We start from the raw sequence: 21342 nt of genomic DNA on the forward strand, positions 1-21342 counted from the left end.
AGTCTCCAATACCTGCTCTTCGAAATTGAGAGTATCTACCCTTTGTAAATTGCCATTCTCGCTTACGTTCTTTCCTGTAAACTGCAACACAGCAACCAATACGACTAAGCTAGCTGCTTAATTACCTGTGTCAAACTGGTAAATATGTATTGTTAAGAAGCATCTGCCAAACCAATCGATAGTGCAAAAAACAGTCAATAAGAATACCCTTGGGTCTCAAACAAAAAAGCTGCTATGTTCAATCTGGACTACAATTTTCAGTTCAATTGATGACTTTTAAAATACGCGCGCGAATAAAACAGGATTTTTTATGACCAAATTAAACACAGTATTGATAACGGGAGCATCAGAAGGGATTGGCAGGAGTTTCGCCGAAACCTTTGCCAAACACGGACACGATCTGGTTTTAGTGGCTCGTAATCAGCAAAAGTTAAATGAATTATCGATTTATTTAAATGCAAAATATGCTGTGACTTGTCATGTATATCCCACTGACTTAAGCCTTAAACATAGCGCACAAAAGTTATATGAACAGTTAATGACCGATAAAATAGAAGTCGACATTTTGGTCAATAACGCAGGCATGATGCAAATAGACCCCATTCAACAAGCGGATGTAGATACGCTTAACAACTTAATTCAACTGAACATTCAAAGCCTAGTCAATATGACCCGCGTATTTGTTGGCCCTATGATTGCGAAGGGCGAAGGCCGAATAGTCAATGTAGGCTCTATAGCCAGCTTTATGCCGACCCCAAGTTTTAGTGCATATGGTGCAAGTAAAGCATTTGTTTTGTCGTTCAGTGAAGGGATTTCAGAAGATCTTAAAGGTACCGGCGTAACTGTGACTTGCGTGTGTCCGGGGATTACTGAAACTAAGATGTTGAGTGGCGCCCATGGCGTTGAACAGTACATCCCAAGTTTTCTAAAAGCACAACCAGATTCCCTCACCAACGACGCCTATAAAGCTATGATGAAAGGTGACGTGGTATTTCTAGATAAATTGGCCAATAAAATGTTAGTCCAGTATGCCACCCATTATCCACGCTGGATGGTACGGCGTATCAATGGCTTATTTCGTAGATTTACCCTTTAAATTTAAAGGGTACTAAAAATTTGACCTATACTTCTCGAAGTTTTAGTGAAGTATTTTGATAGGAGAAAGTTATGCAAAATCCAGTTGGTTGGTTTGAAATTTATGTCGACGACATTAAGCGTGCTAAGGCATTTTATGAAAAAGTATTTGATGTAGAGTTGGAGGCGTTAAGCGATCCTAGTGATGGCAGTGTAGAGATGCTCGCTTTCCCATCTGACATGGAAAAATATGGCGCATCAGGCGCACTCGTGAAGATGTCAGATTTTCCTGCTGGCGGAAATAGTACCTTAGTCTATTTTTCCTGTGATGACTGCGCAATAGAAGGAGCTAAAGTTGAGAGTGCCGGAGGACAGGTTCAACGGCAAAAAATGTCGATCGGTGATTACGGATTTATAGTGCTTGCGATAGATACGGAAGGCAATATGTTCGGGTTGCATTCCATGAGCTAAAACCCATGCCACATGAACTCTCCCTGTAGGCGGCTGCTTTAGCCCCGCGAGAACATACAAGATTCCATGGCCTAAAGGCCATGCTACGATATTTCTATTGTAGGCGGCGGCTTTAGCCCCGCGAGAACATACAAGATTCCATGGCCTAAAGGCCATGCTACGGTATTTTTATTGTAGGCGGCTGCTTTAGCCCCGCGAAAGAAGACAAGCCTCCCATGGGCTAAAACCCATGCTACAAAAGCTGGATGAACGCCCTCCCCGTAGGCGGAGCTTTCGCTCTGCCCATAACATTGTAAAACCCATGGGCAGAAAACCCACTCATCAAAACTAATACCAATTCAGCAAAAAATATATTTATCTTAAAGATAAATTTTTTTTGTTTCACAGCCCGTTAGGAAGTTGCAATGATAACTCCACTCAAACAGAGTCAGGATGGAGCGAGTTCTATTCTGTCATGCAATGAGTAATGAATATTTAACTGGTGAGCTAAAATGAGCAAAGATTACAGACGCGAAAAAGAAGACTTTGATAATTCAGACTGGATGTATAGTAATTCTGACGCGCCGCACAAAAGTAAGCGTATGAATGATATTGAAAGGCGTAAACGAGACAGTAAAAAGTTGAGTCGAGAGCGAGATAGACAATCTCAATATCATTAAGCTAGAAAGATTAAGCAGGCCATAGGGCTTGCTTAATCGGCATATTTAAAGTATTAAACGGGTAACCTAGTCAAATTCGTGAATTTGTTGTGGATATCCGTTTCCTTAGTACTTTTTTGGAAGTTGCTAATACACGCCATTTTGGTAAAGCAGCTGACAACTTATACCTCACTCAATCTGCCGTTAGTGCCAGGATTAAATTGCTCGAAGAGTATTTTAATACAGCCTTGTTTATTCGTAATCGAAATAGTATTCAACTTACTCCAGCTGGTGAACAGCTCATTCCTTACGCGAAACAACTGTCGGCAAAACTGCTAGAGGCAAAACAAGCATTAAATCATAAAAGCGTCAGATTTTTGAGTGTGGCAACCACTCCGAATGCATTCTATTTAAGTCTTGATAAGATCCTCTGCGAGGTCGCTCATCAATTTCCTGAGATATCGCTTCGAACAGATTTAGGAAACACTGAATTGTTGTCTAGGCAACTACATGAACGCACCATAGACATGGCCTTCACCACAGAACCGCTTAAACTGGATAACGTTGAAACCAGTCAAATAGCAGAAATCCCCCTGCGTTTTTTTGCCAAACCCAATAGCCAAGATTTGGAAGAATATGTTCACATTGAGTGGAGCCATAAAGTCACAGACAATGTTTATCAACAATTCCCCCAATGCCGAAATGCACGTTTAAAAACCAGCTCTTATCAAATAGGACTTGGGCAATTAAATAGTAGTGAAAAAGGCTGTACATTATTACCTGAAACAGGAAGCTACCCCGGATTGGTAAAATTGGATATTCCTTGTGATTTTAACGTGCGTATTTATCTGAATGTGATTGAAAATAACAATATTGAAGAACTCATTGCAGTAGTTAAATTTATCACAAACTCAGTTTCTGCAATAAGCTCCTAAAGGCCGCGCCCGATGGGCTGGATGAAATCCCCTCTCTGTAGGCGGGTGCTTTAGCCTCGCAATGTGTTTGAGATATTCCATGGCCTAAAGGCCATGCTACAGGGTTTCTATTGTAGGCGACGGCTTTAGCCCCGCGAAAAAAACAACCTCCCATGGCCTAAAGGCCATGCTACGGATTTGAATGTGTAGGCGCGTGCTTTAGCGCCGCGAAAAATACAAGCCTCCCATGGCCTAAAGGCCATGCTACGGGTTTGAATGTGTAGGCGGGTGTGATTATACTTTTTTAGGTAATGCCGTTATTTTTGTGAAACCTTCAGATTCAAGCTCGTCGTTAACACAATTTAAAACAAACTCTTGCTTGCTCAAATCGCCAGTACCATCTTCCGCGGCGACTTCAAGACAGTATTGCAGCATATCAGCAACGGTGTCTGGATCTGCTGCTTCTTGCGCATAAGAAACACTAGCAAAAATTGCAGTTACTGCTACGCCTAATAGCCATTTATTCATTGTTTTCTCCAATTCAATTAGGGAATTTAATCAGTCTAAAAAGTGGCTGAATTTTTATCCCATTCATTGATCTTTGCCAGCAAATTAATTTGCTCGTGAAGACAATAATTTTTCGTCAATGTACTAGGCTTTTATTGTTGTATTTGGCTATGGAACGTCTATATTTCGCTCACTTTTTTAAGGCTGTTAAAATGACTTTTTCAGCGTTTAAAAAATTCACATTTAAGGCTGAAATTAACAAATGTATAAATCGTTAGTCGTCGTTGACACGTTAGATGGGTTACCACAAATTGATGCAAATATAATCGATTTTGCTCAGTATTTGGCGGATTATCCTAAAGCTGGTGAACCCAAAACCAGAGTAATCAACTTATGTAATACATCGCTTTATTTGAGCGAGGGTTACTACTGTTCGTTACTGGCTGAAGCCCGTCAACATAAGGTGTTACCCAGCGTTAACTGTATTAACGATTTAACCGCATTAAATCGGCACGAATCAGTAGAAAAATCTGGACTAACACTAGCTAAGTCTTTCCTTCCTATGCAATTTGATAAGGAAGAAGTGGAAATCTTGGTATTTTTTGGTTGGACCGAAAATGAAAGTTTCAAAAAGTTATCAAAACATGTGTTTGAACGTTATCCAGCGCCAATATTACGCCTAAAAATAAAGCCATCTGATAACTCTATTTGGGTGCAGGTATCGGTTATGGGCTGTAACGAGTTGGATGCGAAAACTTGGCCGGTGTTTATTCAGCGTTTGGAACATTACACCCAATCAACTTGGCGCAATCATTACAACAAGAAAAAATTCCGTTGGGACATGGCGATTTTAGTTAATGAACAGGAAAAAACACCTCCAAGTGACAGTAAGGCGTTGAAAAGCTTTATAAAGGCTGCTGAACAAGTGGGTATTCACGCGGAGCTAATTAACGCAAAACAAGCAACCAATATTGGTCAGTATGATGCTCTATTTATCAGAGAAACCACTGCGATCGATCACCACACCTATCGTTTAGCGCGCAAAGCTGAACAAGATGGTCTGGTAGTCATTGATGATGCGCAGTCGATTCTGCGCTGTTGCAATAAAGTGTTTTTACACGATGCATTTAGCTATAACAAAGTACCAGCTCCAAAAAGCAGTTTTGTGTCAAACGCACTTGATGAAACCTGCGAAAAGCTAGCCGCAGAATTTGGCTATCCAATCGTACTTAAGTTACCCGAAAGTTCGTTTTCAATGGGTGTGTTTAAAGTTGAGAACTTTGCCGAGCTAAAATTGAAATTAACCGAAATGTTGACTAAATCAGCGTTGGTTTTAGTCCAAGAGTACGTTTATACCGATTTCGATTGGCGTATTGGTGTGCTTAATGGCCGTGCTATTTATGCTTGCCGTTATTTTATGGCTCGCAATCACTGGCAAATATACAACCACGGCTCCAAAGCACATTTCTCCGGTGATTTTGAGACTTTGCCAACTTTCGAAGTACCCAAGCCCGTGTTAGATGCGGCGGTGAAAGCCAGTGCTATCGTTGGTAAAGGTTTATACGGAGTAGACATCAAACAGGTTAATAACCAGGTATATGTGATTGAAGTGAATGACAACCCCAGTTTGGAGTCGAAAGTGGAAGACCTTTATTTAGGTAAAGAGCTGTACATGATCATTATGCAAGAATTTGCGAATCGTCTTGAAGCGAGAGGTCGCTAAGTGAACGTTATGGTATCTAAACAACAAACGATGCCAATTTTAATAAGAGCAGCTGCAAATGAAGATTTGCAGCAACTGCTCGAATTGGAAAAACAGAGTTTCGATTCTGATCGGCTAAGCCGCCGGAGTTTCAGGCATTGGCTGAAATCTCCTACATGTGTATTTATTGTGGCGGTACAAGAAAACGCGTCGGAAAAATCTCAAGCAGCGATATTGGGTTATGGACTTGTGTTGATGCGCAAAGGTACTCGTTTGTGCAGGCTATATTCGATTGCCGTATCGAAACAAGCCAAAGGAAGCGGTTTGGGCAAACGTATATTGAGTGAATTGGAAAAAGAATCTGTTGAGCGCGGAAAATTGTTTATGCGTTTAGAAGTAGCCTGTGACAATGAAACGGCGATAAACCTTTATAAATCTTTCGGTTACCGATCTTTTGGTGTTTATCGCAACTATTATCATAACAGCGTAGACGCTTTGCGTATGCAAAAGCCGATTCACCAACGTTTAACTCAACAACGCTGGGCAAGTTACCCTTGGTATCGACAAACCACGGAGTTTACTTGTGGACCTGCAGCTTTGATGATGGCGATGAATAATCTCGATTCTGAGATGAACATGAACCAATCTTTAGAGTTAGATATTTGGCGACAAGCTACCACCATTTTCATGACATCTGGTCACGGTGGTTGTCATCCTATTGGTTTAGGCATAGCGGCAATGGAACGGGGTTTTGATGCCAAGGTATATGTAAATACAAAAGACACTTTGTTTCTTGATGGCGTGCGCAGTGAGCATAAAAAAAACATCATGCATGCTGTTGAAAAACGCTTTAAACAACGAGCAAAGGAAATTGGATTACCGATCCAATATAGCGCACCCAGTGTAGCAATGATCCAATCAGAATTAGCAGCAGGTTCGGTAGTGCTGAGCCTGATAAGTACCTATCAACTAGACGGTAAAAAGTCACCGCATTGGGTCACTATTACCCATGTGGATGATGACTGCTTATATTTCCATGACCCTGATCCAGATGACACCACAGAGGAAGTTGATAATCAGCAAATGGCAGATTGCCAACATATTCCGTTGGCGAAAGAAGACTTTAATAATTTGTCGGTATTTGGTAAGTCCAAATTACGTACAGCCGTTGTTATTAGTCGTGTAAATAAATAAGGAAAAAACATGACAAGCAATTTTTCATCTCAACTGATTGAAGTTAACTGCATCGCAGACACCCTTGAACTCAAGGCGATTCAAAGTCAGTTTGCTAAACACTTTGTGGTTAATCGTTACAGAGATGCGTTACATATAGATCTTCCTAAAGGTCATGTATTTATATTTGACTATGGGGTGGTTGTGACTTGGGGAATCAGTGCCGCTAAAAAGACTGATTTAATGGAAGACTTGAAGGCGTTTAATACCACAGGTCCAACTGAGCACTGGGAAGTTTACCAGTTTAATTTGGTCGATGATGCCAAGCTATCCATTTGCAATGACATCTTTACTTTAGGCGCGGCGAAAACTCACACTTTATTGGCCATAAGCCATGCTTTTGCGCAGTCACGTAAATTGGAAGTATTTGAATCTCAAGCGGAAAGTACGATTACCCATAATCGACATCTGGCAAAAGAACTTGCTACCACAGGTAATATCAAATTAAGCCGAAAAAAGCTGGCGATGCGACGAGGAGCGCTATTTCAAACTAAAAACGACATTATGTTGCGTTTTAGTTTATTGGATGTACCAGAATATTTTTGGGATTACCCTGCGACCCAAGAAGATTATTTGGCCGCAACCAAATATCTTGAACTGACTCAAAGAATTGAATTGCTCAACCTCAAGCTAGAAACTATTCATGAACTCTTTGAAATGCTGGCGGCGGAGCAAAACCATAAACATTCTTCATTTTTGGAATGGATAATCATCATCTTGATTGCGGTGGAAATTGTGCTTTTTTTCGTTCATTAACCGCAGGTTAGCGGTTAATCATAAAGGCCAAATACCTAACTGTATTTGGCCGTTTAAAGATATTTTTAGTTTAAAATTGATAGGTCATACCAACCCGAAAATTGGCATCATTATTCTCAAACCCAACGGAATCTTGAATGTCATGAGCAAGGGCGTTATCGATATTTAAGTGAGTCTGCAAATTATCCGATAACTGCCAATTTGCTGATACACCGTATTTAGCATATCCACCCAATTCAACTAATCCTGTGGGAATTGAACTATCTAAATACGCATCCCTCACATCTGCAAAAATTGAGATAGTCACGTCGTGCCACTGGGCATCTAAACTTGCACCGCCAGACCATTCAGGGCGTCTGCGCAACTGGCTTTGCTGGCCGTCAACCGTGATATCTACATAACTTACGTCAATTGACAGTTGCAGCCACTTTGTTAATTCAATATTACTGTTTAGCTCTACCCCTGAAGTTTCCACACTACTTCGATTGACTGAGGTAAATAGTTCAGCGTCAAAATCTACCAAATCAGTGAAATCATTTTCAAATAACACCAATGTAATTTGCCCCAGTTCAAAGACCCATTCCACGCCGAGTTCTTTATTGACACTGCGCTCTGGTTGCAACTCCGGATTGCCCACCAGCGGATGTGCCAAGGCAAAAAAGCTCGGCAATTTATAACCTTCGTTGTACACCGCAAACACATTTACATCATCAGAAAGATCATAATGTCCAGCGAATCGAACCGATGTTTCACTATCGAAGTTGTCAGCATCGTCATATCGCAATCCTAAATCTATAGCATAGTTATTTTGCGCATATTTCCCTTCAATAAAGGCACTTTGCGAATTCTGTTCTAATACAAAATCTACAGGTAGTTGAAATCCATAATCAAGAAAGCCAGTATTGCTGCCTTCAGCATCGCGTGCACTAACCCCAACCACAATGGTAGTTTGTTGATTTAGCTGATGATTCACAAACAATTCAATTTCAGAACGAGTGAACTGTGAATCAATAACACTAGCAGGCACACCTGATTGCACTCCTTCGGCGATACCTGGGTGATCTGATGACTCCTGACGATCCAACCAAGACAGGTTAAGATTAACAGCCAACGATGGTTCTAACTGAAGCGTATTGTTTAAGCCCACCAGCCACTGCTCGCTGTTGCGTTGTTCGGCTACCTGAGGCATTGCATAAAGCTCTCCACCGGAATCTTCAGCAAAACTCAGGTTTTCATTGTCACTGTAAGTGACTAACAGTCGGTGATTTTGTTTAGTGTTGGCAAAAGCGACTTTAAACAGACCTTGCTGACTGTTAGCCGTGGCAAAATCAGAAGCTTCCCTTTGCCTAGAAGATAGACTCGCCAACACCGAAACACCATTCGCGTAAGCATGGGAAAGATTTAAACTCCCGTTAACCTGTTTATCGCTGCCAACTTCCAAATTAATCGCTGGCGCAGCTTGCTCTCGAGTAATAATATGAATCACTCCGCTGATGGCCTCACCACCGTAGATGGCACTGATGCCACCGTGATAAACCTCAACTCGCTCGATACTTTGCGGGTTTATTTGGCTAAAATCGAAACCGCCCCCACGACTATTTGTTGAGTCATTAACCGCAACACCATCAATTAGAACCAAAGTGAAATTAGATTCGCCTCCACGCACAGATACAAAGGAAACACCACCAGCAACACCGTTCTCAGCAATAACGATATTGGGAATGCGATTCAGAAGGTCGAGTGTGGATGCAGGGTTGATAGCATCAATTTGCTCTCTAGATAAGCTGGAAAAACTGCCCGCTGTATTATCAGCTAGTCGCGTACCCGTAACCTGCAGTGTTTCCACATTTTGTTGGGCCAAAACCGATATTGAAGACACTGACAGGGAAAACAGCGCCGCAATGCAACAAAATCCGTACTTCAGATTCACTTGAATTATCCTTGATATTGATAGAAGAAATTAATTTAAGGGAGGCGATTCTAAATGCTTTTACTGACGCAATCACCTTTATTTATCGTTTTTATTGCGTTGTTCATCGGCCCGAATATACGTTCATTCCATGGCCTAAAGGCCATGCTACGGGATTTCTATTGTAGGCGGCGGCTTTAGCCCCGCAATGCGTTTGAGATATTCCATGGCCTAAAGGCCATGCTACGGGGTTTTGTATTGTAGGCGGCGGCTTTAGCCCCGCAATATGTTTAAGATATTCCATGGCCTAAAGGCCATGCTACAGGGTTTTGTATTGTAGGTGGCGGCTTTAGCCCCGCAATGTGTTTAAGATATTCCATGGGCTGAAGCCCATGCTACAGGGTTTTGTATTGTAGGTGGCGGCTTTAGCCCCGCAATGCGTTTGAGATATTCCATGGGCTGAAGGCCATGCTACGGGGTTTTGTATTGTAGGCGGCGGCTTTAGCTCCGCAATATGTTTGAGATATTCCATGGCCTAAAGGCCATGCTACGGGGTTTTGTATTGAAGGCGGCGGCTTTAGCCCCGCAATGTGTTTGAGATATTCCATGGCCTAAAGGCCATGCTACACAGACGTCGGCACAATATTCAGGATTGGGCGGTGCGATACTCGCTAATTGATTCTTTTAAGACTTGTGCAGCGGATTGTAAGAATAAGCAGGCTAAAGCTAGACCGATCACGATATCTGGCCAACCGGAGCTAGTTAACCAAACCCCAACACCAGCAAAAATAACTGAAATATTGGCGATAATGTCATTGCGTGAACATAACCATACCGAACTCATATTAATGTCTTCCGCGCGGTGTTTCCAAAGCAATGCCAAACATACACCATTGGCTAATAAGGCGATGAAACCAAACAGGCTTATCGCTTCATATGTGGGTGAATGAGGAACTATGATACTGTAAATTGCTTGGGCTAAAACAAATAAACCAAATACAGCCATAATCGAGCCTTTAAACATGGCGGATATGGCTTTCATTTTTGCCCCGCGAGCAATCACATAAATGCTAAAAATGTAAACCATTGCATCGCCCAGCATATCTAAAGAATCTGCAATTAACGACACTGAATTTGCCATCAACCCAGCAGTCAATTCCACAACAAACATGATCGCATTGATAGCCAGCACTATCTTTAACGTCTTACCTTGTTTATCCCTGAGCGCTTCTATTTCACAGGATTTTTCACTGCAGCAATTGGCCATTCTATTCCCTGTCAGTTTATTAGATGCTAAGTCGGCTATTTTGCGGGACATGGCGCTATCAAGCAACCCCAAATAGCCGTTAGCGTCTTAAACTACAAACGCTGTGCTTTAATTTCCTTAGCACAATAATCCACAGCCCTAGCAGTTAACGCCATAAAGGTGAGTGATGGATTAACCACACCTGAAGAGCAATATGCCGAACCATCAGTGACAAATAAATTAGGAATGTCATGACTTTGGCAATATTGATTTAATACAGAGGTTTTCGGATCTCGTCCCATTCTCGCGGTGCCAACTTCATGAATAGCAATACCTGGAGCACGGTGGGGTAAATCATAGCTAGTGCCGCTTTTGACATTAGTACATCCACCAGCCCGTAACATTTCAGCGCCCATTTCGGCGGCGTCATCCATCATAGCTTTTTCATTTTCTCGATATTGCACGTTAAAGTTAATTAGTGGCATCCCCCACTTATCTTTTTTACTTGGGTGTAATGACATTTGATTATCAAAATGTGGCAACATTTCCCCTTGCGCAGAAAAATCAACGCCCCATTTACCCGGTTGAGTTAACTGATCTTTAAACTCACTGCCAATGCCATCTTGTTGGCTTTTGCCACGCCAATCAGCGCGATAGGTATTAATGCCATAGGCGAACCCGCGCAAATAGCCCTTACGGTATAACTCAGGTCTGGTTTGGAAATTTGGCATATAACAAGATGAAGGCCGTCGGCCTTTATAATACTCGTCCTCAAAACCTTCAATATCCCCAGTGGCGCGGGCATTATAGTTATGATCCATTAAGTAGTGGCCTAACACACCTGACGAATTAGCAATACCATTAGGAAATTTCTTAGAAGTAGAATTGAGCATAATTTGGGTACTACCAATGGTACTTGCACACAAAAACACCACATCGGCGAAGTACTCACGGGTAGACAGATCATCGTTGTCGATCACTCTAACCCCAACAACCCGATTGCGTTTTTCATCATATATTAAGCTATGTACAACACTATTTGCGGCAATACTCAAATTATTGGTTTTTGCTGCTGCTGGCAAAGTTGAGCTTTGTGTCGAGAAATAGGCCCCAAACGAACAGCCTTTTTGGCATTCATTACGGGTCTGACATTGCACTCGCCCCTGAGATAGATGCAAAGTAGTGGGTTTAGTCAGGTGAGCCGTTCGTCCCATTATTAAATTACGTCCGGGAAAGGCCTTCTCTATTGCTGCTTTCAACGCTTTTTCTGGGCCCGTCATAGCAAAGGGCGGTAAAAATTCACCATCGGGTAGGTTAGACAAATTCTCTTTGCTACCACTGATGCCAGCAAAGGTTTCAACATAAGAATACCAATCTGCAATATCTTGATATCGAATCGGCCAATCATTACCAACCCCATCACGTTTGTTAGCTAAAAAATCGTCTTCACACATGCGATAACTTTGCCGATGCCACAACAAAGATTTACCGCCTAATTGATTTGCCCGTATCCAGCGAAAATCAGTACCATCAGCTGTTTCATAGGGGAGATCGCGGTCATTGCCAAAAAATTGTTTAGTACCATCGTGAAATGCATAACAATCTTTTTGAATTTTGTATTGTTGTTCAATTAGCAGATTATCTACTTTGCTACGATTTTCATAATCCCAAACCGGCTTACCTTCAGCGACATAATCTTTGCGGTGTTCAACCACTCGGCCACGTTCGATCATCAGAGTTTTGAAACCCCGTTCACAAAACTCTTTCGCTGCCCAACCACCGGTAATCCCAGAACCCACAACCAATACATCAAATTTTTCATTTTGTTGTTTTATATAAATATCTTTATTCACGTCATTTCCTAGCGATTTTTTTGTTCGAACAAAAAACTATGTCAGTATCAAACTAGCTCAATAATAAGCAAAACTGCCCCACGATTTGTCATCCTCTTTTAAAGGAATAACACTAAAACCGCCTGGCACAGGGTCGTATCGAAGAATTTTGCTTGCACCTTCTTCTGATGTGAAATAGCCAAATATAATCAGTGACTTAAGAAACTTAAACTGATTTTTTTGTGGTAGGGAAAAGCCTTGCATGGCTTCAATAGCTTGTAATAATTCAGCTTGCTTTTGAGCATCAATTTGACTGAATGATTGCTTAAAATTTGCCATTGAATATTGGTCTATTTGGGTAATAATATCCAAGCACACTTGCTGCTCTTTTTCACTGTGACAGCGAAATAGTTGGTGGTCGACAAATCCGTGGCAATCTAAATCTGCACCGCTAGGAGTGTCAGTTCGCGGTAAAATCGTGTTAGCGATATGCTTTAATGTCAGCATGGTGGGTTTATCAAACAACACTCCTGCAGCGTCTAAATCCCCAGTTCTAATCTGAAATCCCATTGCCACGTTAAGATTCGAGCCATATACCAGAGCAGTGGCCGTGGTCAGTCCCATTGCACGGACAAGGTGCTGCACAAACTTGCGTCTTTGTGGTTGGCTTAGTTTAGTTGGTTTCATCGGAGGCTCCCGCTTCGTTATTGATTGCGATTTTTTCGTTTTTGAATGCCAGCATAAATAGTAAAAATACCGCTAATGCGAATACCGCTGGGAATAACCAAATATTGAACCAGTCGTGGCCAATGTCAGTAGCATACGAATCGGCTATTTTGCCAGCTATCCAGAAGCCAACTAACATACCAATCCCATAGGTTGCTAAGGTAATTAGACCTTGTGCCGCATTTTTCACTTTAGCTCCGGCTTTGGAGTCTGTGTATATTTGTCCAGAAACAAAGAAAAAATCATAACAAACACCGTGTAACGCAATACCGACTAAGAGTAAGGCAATTCCACTGTCGGCATCTCCATAGGCAAATAACACATAGCGTAAAACCCATGCCAGCATACCGATCAATAAAGTAATTTTAATACCGAAGCGGTTTAAAAAGACCGGTAGTATTAGCATAAATACGACTTCGGAAACCTGTCCTAGCGTCATTTTCCCGGTCGCATTCGCGACCCCAATTTCAGTCAAAAATGGGTTGGCATTTTGATAATAAAAAGCCAAAGGTATGCAAATTAAAATAGAAGATATAAAGAACACTAAAAAGTTTTTATCTTTCAATAATGCGAGGGCATCAAGTCCCAAGATCTCTTTCAATCCCATTCGTTCACCAGCACTTTTCGGTGGCGTTTTCGGTAGCATGAAACTAAACAGCCCCAAAACTAGAGATGCCGCTGCGCACAATAAAAATGTATTGCCGAGCATTCCTTGTTGAATTGCTTCTTTTCCATCCCAAGCAAATAAATAACTAATCGATAAACCAGCCACAATCCACCCTATAGTGCCCCACACCCTAATTTTGCCAAACTGTTTTGACGGGTCACGCATTTGCGAAAACGCCACCGAATTAACTAAGGCTAAGGTCGGCATATAAACAATCATGTAACCTAAAACAAATGGATAAAAAGCTGCAAAATCAGGGGCTTGATAAAGGCAATACATCAGCACAGCACCGATTAAATGCAGCACCCCTAGAATTCTTTCGGCATTGAAATAACGATCAGCAATCAGACCTATGATAAATGGGGCGATAATGGCTCCCCATGATTGCGTCGAAAAGGCCATACCAATCTCACTACCCGAGGCAGACAAGTTATTGGCCAAAAACGTCCCTAAAGTGACAAACCAGCCTCCCCAGATGAAAAACTGTAAAAACATCATTAAACTTAGGCGCAGAGTTACATTATTCATTTTTCTTATTACTCCTATGATCAAACCAATAACGATTCGTTGACCACTATTTCAATTTTACTTTAGAGCCCCAAAATACGGCGATTCAATTCATCGTCTTTGCCGCTACCCGCAAAATCATCAAATGCTTTTTCAGTGGGACGAATAAGATGTTCAGCAATAAATTTTGCACCTTCTGCCGCACCGTCTTCTGGATGCTTAATACAACATTCCCATTCCATGACTGCCCAACCATCAAAACCGTATTGCGTCAATTTGCTAAATATTGCTTTAAAATCAATTTGACCATCGCCCAATGAACGAAAACGCCCGGGTCTATCCAGCCAGCCTTGATAGCCGCCATACACGCCAGAGCGGCCAGATGGTCTAAACTCTGCGTCTTTGACATGAAATGCTTTGATTCGCTCGTGATACAAATCGATAAATGCTAAATAATCTAGTTGTTGCAGAATAAAGTGGCTTGGATCGTATAAGATATTAGCCCGAGGATGATGATTAGTGGCCTCTAAAAACATTTCGAAAGAAGCGCCATCATGCAAATCTTCACCAGGATGCAACTCGTAACACAGATCCACGCCGGCTTCATCAAAGGCATCCAGAATCGGCAACCATCGACTCGCCAACTCTGCAAATCCACGTTCGACTAATCCTGCAGGTCGTTGCGGCCATGGATACATAGTGTGCCATAATAAAGCACCGGAAAAACTAGCGTGAGACGTCAACCCTAAGTTAGCACTCGCCTTCGCTGCCCACAGCATCTGCTGTACCGCCCACTTTTGACGTGCGGCTGGATTGTTTTTCACCTCATCCGGGGCAAAGCCATCAAACATTTCATCGTAAGCAGGATTAACGGCAACCAACTGACCTTGTAAATGAGTTGATAACTCACTAATTACCATGCCATGTTTGGCAACGGTCGCTTCAATATCTGCACAGTAAGTCTGATTCATCGCTGCTTGCTGTAAATCAAAAATGCGCCCATCCCAAGTGGGTATCTGAATCGCTTTAAAACCTAACGATGATGCCCATTGACAAATATCATCTAAATTATTAAACGGCGACTCATCGGCGGCAAACTGCGCTAAAAAAATACCGGGGCCTTTAATCTGTTTCATTGTCTGTTTCCTTAAAGTTGGATATCGGCAAGTAAAAAGGGATGCCACTTTTGCGAAGACTTGCTGGCTGCAACGGTATTTTCAATAAATGCCATTCCTCGAATTGCTTCATTTATGCCTGGCGCTTGAACCGAAATATCCGTCTGCTTTGATACATCAAAGTCGCGAATCTGTTGTGCAAATTGACCATATAGATTGGCGAAAGCTTCAATATAGCCCTCAGGGTGCCCCGCAGGAGTACGCAGACTTTGCGCAGTTGCAGGAGCACACTCACCAACTCCGGCACGAATCATCTGGCTAGGTTTATCGTTAAACTTCATCCAAAGGGTATTGGGTTCCATCTGTTGCCACTGCAGGCTAGCTTTTGTTCCGTAGATACGAATATTCAAATTATTTTCTTCACCTACTGATATTTGGCTTGATAGTAAAACTCCCTTTGCGCCATTGTTGAAACGCAATAACACGGTACCGTCATCATCGAGTTGTCTGCCGTCGACAACAGGCTCCAAATCCGCACATAATTTGACAATTTCTAAACCGCTAATAGTTTCTGCTAAATTTGCCGCGTGTACACCGATGTCGCCCATACAACAACTCACCCCAGCGCGCTTAGGATCTAAACGCCAACTGGCTTGTTTGCTATCTTCATCATCTTTGTTGGCTAACCAACCCTGAGTGTACTCAACCACTATTTTAGTAATGTCGCCAAGCTCGCCGTTAGCTACCCGTGCAGTTGCTTCTTTAACCATTGGATAACCGGTGTAGGTGTGGGTCAATCCATACAGACAACCTGACTTTTCAATAATGCCTTTCAATTCAATTGCTTCATTTAGGGTGAAGGTTGCGGGTTTATCACTGAGTACGTGAAAACCTGCCTCAAATGCAGCTTTAGCTACTGGAAAATGCAAGTGATTCGGCGTAACTATAGAAACAAACTGCATCCTCTGGGATTCTGGCAGCCTCGCCTCCTCTGTAAACATAGTGTTAAAATCCGCATAACAACGAGTGGCAGGAATATTCAACATTTCAGCAGTATCTAAAGCATTTTGATAATCGGAACTAAACGCCCCACAGACCAACTCGATCTCTCCGTCTAGATTTGCGGCAGCACGGTGGATAGCACCTATAAATGCGCCCTTACCTCCGCCAACCATACCCATTCGAATTTTACTCGATGACCTTGTGTTCTCCATGAATTCCTCACCCTCGCATAAGCATTAACATTTCGTTATCAAGTATAGGCAATCAGGCAAGCTTCTCGATATAATTTATTCGGTCATTAGTGCAATTATTTCGGCGCATACTATAATATGAACGTATCTAACGACGTCACCTGAGGGATTTATGTCACAATTCTGGATTGAATCTATGGGAGAGCTGGAAATCAAACAATTAGTCGATGTGTTTGAACTTACTCCAGATATTCTGTTTTGGATTAAAGATCGGGAAAGTCGTGTTGTTTATGCCAACAATGCTTATCTTGAACACTCTGGATTTCAGCATAGAAGCCAAGTTTACGGAAAAAGCGATACCGAGCTTTTCGATCCCCATCTAGCACTGCAATACATAACGGACGATCGAAAACTGCTAGAAGGAGAATTAATTACGTCTCGCTTGGAAATGAATATATCTAAAGATGGAGAATTAGGTTGGTTTTCAACATCAAAGCGGCCACTGCGCGATAAAAATGACAATATCATCGGTTCTTACGGCATCACTCGGCACTTTCATAAATCCTCTCAAGCACTAGCAAATTTTGAAAGCATTCGTATCCCCTTAGATTTCATTCGCAAGAATTATCACCGGGCCATTTCATTAAAGGAGTTAGCGGAGTTATCCCATTTGTCTGTCAGCGCCCTTGAAAGACGTTTCAAAAAGCAATTATCCAAGACACCCACTCGAATTATTAGCGAAGTACGTCTGGAAAATGCGAGATTAATGTTGGTGGAAACAGATACTCCGATTTCTGAAATCGCGTTCAAATGTGGCTTTAGTGATCACAGCTATTTCACGAAGCAATTTAAACAATTTTTTGGATTTCATCCCTCCCAAATGCGCGAACAAATGCAGGCAGAGAAAATACAAAACGCGGCGATTAAAGCGACCATGTTAGACGATGCTGATTCGCTGGAGTAGATACAACTAACGAGTTTTGAGACGCTCAAAACTCGCCTTTGAGTTTACTGACGAGTTACTAATACTTTTCTAAAGACTGCAAATAAGACAAACTCGCTGGTATTTGTTGAACCACCCGAGACGACTCATCTTCTAAAAAGAAGTATCGAATACCTTGCTTTTTAGCTTCCGCCACAACTGCAGCTATGCCCACGTCTCCCTGCCCTAACACGACATTAGTATCACCGTCAGCAGATCCTTTAGATGAATTTTCAGTACCTTTTTTACGATCTTTTAAATGCAATGAAGTGAATTTTCCAGGGTATTTTTTAAGTAACGCGGTAGGATCCATACCACCGTGTTTAGTCCAGAATACATCCATTTGAAATTTAGCTTGGTCGACATTTTGGATAATGTAATCGAACAGGGTTTCATTTTTATAAGGTAAATATTCGTATCCATGCGCATGATATTGCAAGGTCACACCATGCTTCTTGAGCAACGCACCGGCTTGGTTCATTACATCTACGGTTTTTTGCGCATCTTCAAATAGGAAATTTTCACCGTGAGGAACCCAATAGAAAGTGGTATAGCTTGCACCATAGAATTTGGCTCGATATACCGCCGCCATAGGATTATCTCGAAGTTCCTCAAAACTAGTATCTGAGCTCACCACATCAATACCGCGTTTATCCAATTCTGCTCGAAATTCTTCAACGGTGTAACCATATAGGTCACGGCTACCTTCCACTGCATGTAAACCCCACTGCTGGATTTGGTCAAGGGTTTTGGCTGGGTCTTCAGCAAACTGATGACGTAAACTAAATAATTGCAGTCCCAATTCATGGGCAGCCAATTGGGCACTAGTAAGCAAACAAATACTCATTGCTGCGCCACTTACAAGTCGTTTCATCGTTTTCATGAGTTACTTCCGTTGTCGATTGGTTAATTTTAGAATAGCCGAAATCATATAAGCATGAGCGCTATTAGCCGTATAAGAAAATCGGTTGAAGCTATAACAATTTCAGCGAATAACAATTTATTAACGTCTTCTATCCACTTTGTCTCAGCAAACACCCTAGTTCGTCGCAAACTGAAAAATTCATAGTTTTTACAGACCCGTTAAGCAAGCGAAGATTTTTTGAATAGGCATACTCGCGCCCATCATGTGCTTGCACAGATAACTCAAATACTGGGAATTGGTTGCGTTTCCCCTTATTAACTAAATCCTGGATAACATCAAGATTATGCGCTCCAAATTTAGTAGACTCATGAATTACAGATTGGACTTAGAGGATCAACAAGGGTGAAACTTTCAACATATTTAATAACTTTATTATTAAGTTTAGTGATTTCTAGCAAGGCTTTCAGCGCTGATTTAGAAACTCTGATTGCCCAAAAAAGTGACGAGATTGAGGCTGAAGTGATTAAGTTAAGACGTCATTTCCATGAAAATCCGGAGCTGTCTAATCGCGAATTTGAAACCGCAAAAACAGTTGCTGCCTATTTACAAGCTCTTGGTATGGAAGTAGAAACTGGGGTTGCCTTTACCGGCGTTGTAGGTGTTCTCAAAGGTGGCAAGCCGGGTAAAGTACTAGCTCTAAGAGCGGATATGGATGCGTTACCTGTTACTGAACAAACTGGTTTACCATTCGCTTCAAAACAACGAACTCAATACAATGGTAAAGAGGTTGGCGTGATGCACGCTTGTGGACACGACGCTCATATGGCGATTATGTTGGGTACTGCCAAAGTACTGGCGAGCATAAAAGAACAGATTCCAGGCACTGTTAAATTTATATTCCAGCCCGCTGAAGAGGGAGCGCCACTAGATGAAGACGGTGGTGCAGCAATGATGATTAAAGAAGGTGTGTTAGAGGGTAAATATGCACCCGAAGCAATATTTGGTTTGCATGTATGGCCATATAAATCCGGTGATATTCTATATCGTCCTAAAGGAGCCATGGCAGCAGTGGACACCTTTTTCATCGAAGTAACCGGCAAGCAAACCCATGGTTCATCGCCTTGGTTAGGTGTAGATCCCATTTTAGCTGCCAGCCAAATTGTGACCGCAATTCAAACTATTCCAAGCAGACAACTTGACATCACTGCGGCACCTTCGGTGATCACAGTGGGCACTATTGAAGGTGGTTTGAGACATAATATAATCTCCGAAAAAGTCTCCATGAGCGGTACTATTCGTACCTTTGATAAAGGTGTTCGTGAAGAGTTACTAAAACGCTTAAAATCTACGGTTGAAACCGCTGCTTCTTTGACTGGTGCTAAAGCCGATTTTAAAGTCATATCAGCAACTTTAGTCACCTACAACGACGAAGCATTGACCGCACAAATGCTACCTACAATTAAAAAAGTGGTTGGTGAGGAACATGTGCGCCAAAATGCTGTGATTATGGCTGGGGAAGACTTTTCCTATTTCCAAGACAAAATTCCAGGATTGTATTTTATGTTGGGTATTGGGGCTGATGGTGTGCCAGAAGAAGACATGAAAACCAATCACAGTCCTGATTTTTACGTCAATGAAAAGGCCTTAAAGACCGGTGTAAAAGTGATGTCATCCTTGGCTGTAGACTATTTAAATAGTGCATCCGAATAATATTCACTAAACCACAGACAATTAAGCACCGTTATTCAAATAGCGGTGCTAATACATTTTTCAAAGTGCATGCAAATTGCGAAATGTTTAACACATAACCTAATAAGACAACTACTGTGCCCCAATTAACTCTTAGTCAAATCAATATTTATCCTATTAAATCCTGTGCAGGTATTTCCTTATCCAGTAGCAAAGTAGAGCAAATGGGTTTGGAATTTGATCGCAGATTTGTATTAACCCAAACCAATGGCACCTTTATCACTGCGAGAACCGACAGCACCTTGTGCCTTGTTCAAACGGAGGTCACGGCAACAGGTTTGCGATTAAATGCGCCAGGAATGCCAGAATTAATTATCAAATATGCAGAGTTTTCTGAAAAATATCAGACGGTGAAAGTTTGGGAAGATGACATAAATGGACAATATTGCGATCCTATTTATGATCACTGGTTTAGTCAGTTTCTTGGCAAACCATGTAAATTGGTGTTCTTTGGCGAACAATCAAAGCGTCGGGTTAAAAACAGTGACAGTGAGGTATCTTTTGCTGATGGCTATCCATTTTTAGTAATTTCACAGCAAAGTTTAAATGATCTAAATTCACGTTTAGCTACACCAGTGACAATGAGTCAATTTCGGCCTAATTTAGTCATCGATAATTGTGCGCCATTTGAGGAAGATAATTGGAAAAAAATTCGCATAGGTGAAGTTGAATTTGAGATCATGAAGTCATGTTCGCGATGTATTTTCACAACAGTTGATCCAATTACTGGCGAAAAAAACCCTCAATTAGAACCCCTTTCAACGCTACAAAAGTACCGTAAAGATAAAAAAGGCGATGTACTTTTTGGGCAAAATCTCATTGCCCTTAATAGCGGAAACTTAAGCCTAAACGATGAAGTGGTTGTCACTGAACGGCAAACTCGCACTATTCATTTTGACCTAGGCTCGAAGCCAGCAAGAAAAGCCGGAAGATCACCAATTCAAGCAGAGAGCACTGAGCAGAGCGCAATAAAATCTGTGGAAATCGCTTTTTCTAGCTGGAATGTGAATCACCAAGGTGACAATCAAACCTCCATTTTAGAGCAAGGGGAAGCCGCCGGCTTAAACTTACCTTACTCTTGTCGAGCGGGGATTTGCGGCAGATGCAAAGTCAAACTCAATAGTGGTCAGGTCAAGAACATAAACGAACTTACTGGCTTAACAGAGCAACAAGCAAACCAAGGTTACATACTTGCGTGCAGTTGTGTCCCTCAAACCGATGTGGAAATTACTAAAGCATAACCGCGGGTGGTGCAT

General features: G+C 41.8%; 19 protein-coding genes. 10 read left to right on the forward strand and 9 right to left on the reverse strand.

From position 1 onward, the window contains the following. The first annotated feature begins 310 nt into the window (after positions 1 to 310). The 4 genes from VUI23_RS19160 to VUI23_RS19175 all read left to right on the forward strand — a co-directional run bounded on the left by VUI23_RS19160 (position 311) and on the right by VUI23_RS19175 (position 3118). On the forward strand, positions 311 to 1096 hold the full coding sequence (locus tag VUI23_RS19160) for an SDR family oxidoreductase (protein WP_342805484.1): 786 nt from the start codon (positions 311 to 313) through the stop codon (positions 1094 to 1096). Positions 1097 to 1167: 71 nt separating this feature from the next. Continuing rightward, positions 1168 to 1545 (forward strand): VOC family protein, encoded by a 378-nt coding sequence (locus tag VUI23_RS19165; RefSeq protein ID WP_342805486.1) that lies wholly within the window; start codon positions 1168 to 1170, stop codon positions 1543 to 1545. Between the two features lie 491 nt (positions 1546 to 2036). Then, positions 2037 to 2204 carry a hypothetical protein gene (locus VUI23_RS19170; protein ID WP_216048731.1) on the forward strand — a complete coding sequence of 56 codons (168 nt, stop codon included), beginning with the start codon at positions 2037 to 2039 and terminating at the stop codon, positions 2202 to 2204. An 89-nt stretch (positions 2205 to 2293) separates the two neighbouring features. Next, complete coding sequence (locus VUI23_RS19175; RefSeq protein WP_342805488.1) at positions 2294 to 3118, forward strand: LysR family transcriptional regulator; 825 nt, start codon at positions 2294 to 2296, stop codon at positions 3116 to 3118. A gap of 273 nt (positions 3119 to 3391) precedes the next feature. Here the strand turns inward: VUI23_RS19175 and VUI23_RS19180 are convergent, their stop codons facing one another. Further along, positions 3392 to 3625 (reverse strand): hypothetical protein, encoded by a 234-nt coding sequence (locus VUI23_RS19180; RefSeq protein WP_342805490.1) that lies wholly within the window; start codon positions 3623 to 3625, stop codon positions 3392 to 3394. 241 nt (positions 3626 to 3866) lie between these two features. Between VUI23_RS19180 and VUI23_RS19185 the strand changes: the two genes are divergently transcribed. The 3 genes from VUI23_RS19185 to VUI23_RS19195 are packed head-to-tail and all read left to right on the forward strand — an operon-like array spanning position 3867 to position 7295. Continuing rightward, positions 3867 to 5327, forward strand: coding sequence for a RimK family protein (locus VUI23_RS19185; protein ID WP_216048728.1), 1461 nt, complete (start codon positions 3867 to 3869; stop codon positions 5325 to 5327). A gap of 9 nt (positions 5328 to 5336) precedes the next feature. Continuing rightward, on the forward strand, positions 5337 to 6500 hold the full coding sequence (locus tag VUI23_RS19190; RefSeq protein WP_342805492.1) for a GNAT family N-acetyltransferase/peptidase C39 family protein: 1164 nt from the start codon (positions 5337 to 5339) through the stop codon (positions 6498 to 6500). A gap of 9 nt (positions 6501 to 6509) precedes the next feature. After that, positions 6510 to 7295, forward strand: coding sequence for an RMD1 family protein (locus VUI23_RS19195; protein ID WP_342805494.1), 786 nt, complete (start codon positions 6510 to 6512; stop codon positions 7293 to 7295). Positions 7296 to 7365: 70 nt separating this feature from the next. Here VUI23_RS19195 and VUI23_RS19200 read toward each other — a convergent pair whose 3' ends face one another. The 7 genes from VUI23_RS19200 to VUI23_RS19230 all read right to left on the reverse strand — a co-directional run bounded on the left by VUI23_RS19200 (position 7366) and on the right by VUI23_RS19230 (position 16511). Then, positions 7366 to 9225: a TonB-dependent receptor gene (locus tag VUI23_RS19200; protein ID WP_216048725.1), complete on the reverse strand. Its 1860-nt coding sequence runs from the start codon at positions 9223 to 9225 to the stop codon at positions 7366 to 7368. Positions 9226 to 9850: 625 nt separating this feature from the next. Continuing rightward, the gene (locus VUI23_RS19205; protein ID WP_303500766.1) at positions 9851 to 10471 is read right to left on the reverse strand and encodes a cation transporter; all 621 of its coding nucleotides are present in this window, start codon (positions 10469 to 10471) and stop codon (positions 9851 to 9853) included. 92 nt (positions 10472 to 10563) lie between these two features. Next, on the reverse strand, positions 10564 to 12303 hold the full coding sequence (locus VUI23_RS19210) for a GMC family oxidoreductase (protein ID WP_342805496.1): 1740 nt from the start codon (positions 12301 to 12303) through the stop codon (positions 10564 to 10566). 57 nt (positions 12304 to 12360) lie between these two features. Continuing rightward, positions 12361 to 12969, reverse strand: a complete 609-nt coding sequence (locus tag VUI23_RS19215) for a gluconate 2-dehydrogenase subunit 3 family protein (protein WP_303500763.1) — start codon at positions 12967 to 12969, stop codon at positions 12361 to 12363. Further along, complete coding sequence (locus tag VUI23_RS19220) at positions 12956 to 14203, reverse strand: nucleoside permease (RefSeq protein WP_216048721.1); 1248 nt, start codon at positions 14201 to 14203, stop codon at positions 12956 to 12958. The genes VUI23_RS19215 and VUI23_RS19220 overlap by 14 nt, the downstream gene beginning before the upstream one ends. A 62-nt stretch (positions 14204 to 14265) precedes the next feature. After that, the gene (locus VUI23_RS19225) at positions 14266 to 15318 is read right to left on the reverse strand and encodes a sugar phosphate isomerase/epimerase (RefSeq protein WP_216048720.1); all 1053 of its coding nucleotides are present in this window, start codon (positions 15316 to 15318) and stop codon (positions 14266 to 14268) included. 11 nt (positions 15319 to 15329) lie between these two features. Further along, positions 15330 to 16511 carry a Gfo/Idh/MocA family oxidoreductase gene (locus VUI23_RS19230; protein WP_342805498.1) on the reverse strand — a complete coding sequence of 394 codons (1182 nt, stop codon included), beginning with the start codon at positions 16509 to 16511 and terminating at the stop codon, positions 15330 to 15332. Positions 16512 to 16662: 151 nt separating this feature from the next. Between VUI23_RS19230 and VUI23_RS19235 the strand changes: the two genes are divergently transcribed. Then, positions 16663 to 17454, forward strand: coding sequence for an AraC family transcriptional regulator (locus tag VUI23_RS19235; RefSeq protein ID WP_342805500.1), 792 nt, complete (start codon positions 16663 to 16665; stop codon positions 17452 to 17454). 58 nt (positions 17455 to 17512) lie between these two features. Here the strand turns inward: VUI23_RS19235 and VUI23_RS19240 are convergent, their stop codons facing one another. After that, a complete protein-coding gene (locus VUI23_RS19240) occupies positions 17513 to 18355 on the reverse strand; it encodes a TIM barrel protein (RefSeq protein ID WP_216048719.1) in 843 nt (280 codons plus the stop codon). A gap of 384 nt (positions 18356 to 18739) precedes the next feature. Between VUI23_RS19240 and VUI23_RS19245 the strand changes: the two genes are divergently transcribed. Beyond that, positions 18740 to 20047, forward strand: coding sequence for an amidohydrolase (locus VUI23_RS19245; protein ID WP_342805502.1), 1308 nt, complete (start codon positions 18740 to 18742; stop codon positions 20045 to 20047). A gap of 116 nt (positions 20048 to 20163) precedes the next feature. After that, entirely contained in the window at positions 20164 to 21327 is a 1164-nt protein-coding gene (locus VUI23_RS19250) for a YcbX family protein (protein ID WP_216048717.1), read from the forward strand. The last annotated feature ends 15 nt before the right edge of the window (positions 21328 to 21342 follow it).

Source organism: Alteromonas sp. M12, assembly GCF_037478005.1.
GTDB classification, from domain to species: Bacteria; Pseudomonadota; Gammaproteobacteria; order Enterobacterales; family Alteromonadaceae; genus Aliiglaciecola; species Aliiglaciecola lipolytica_A.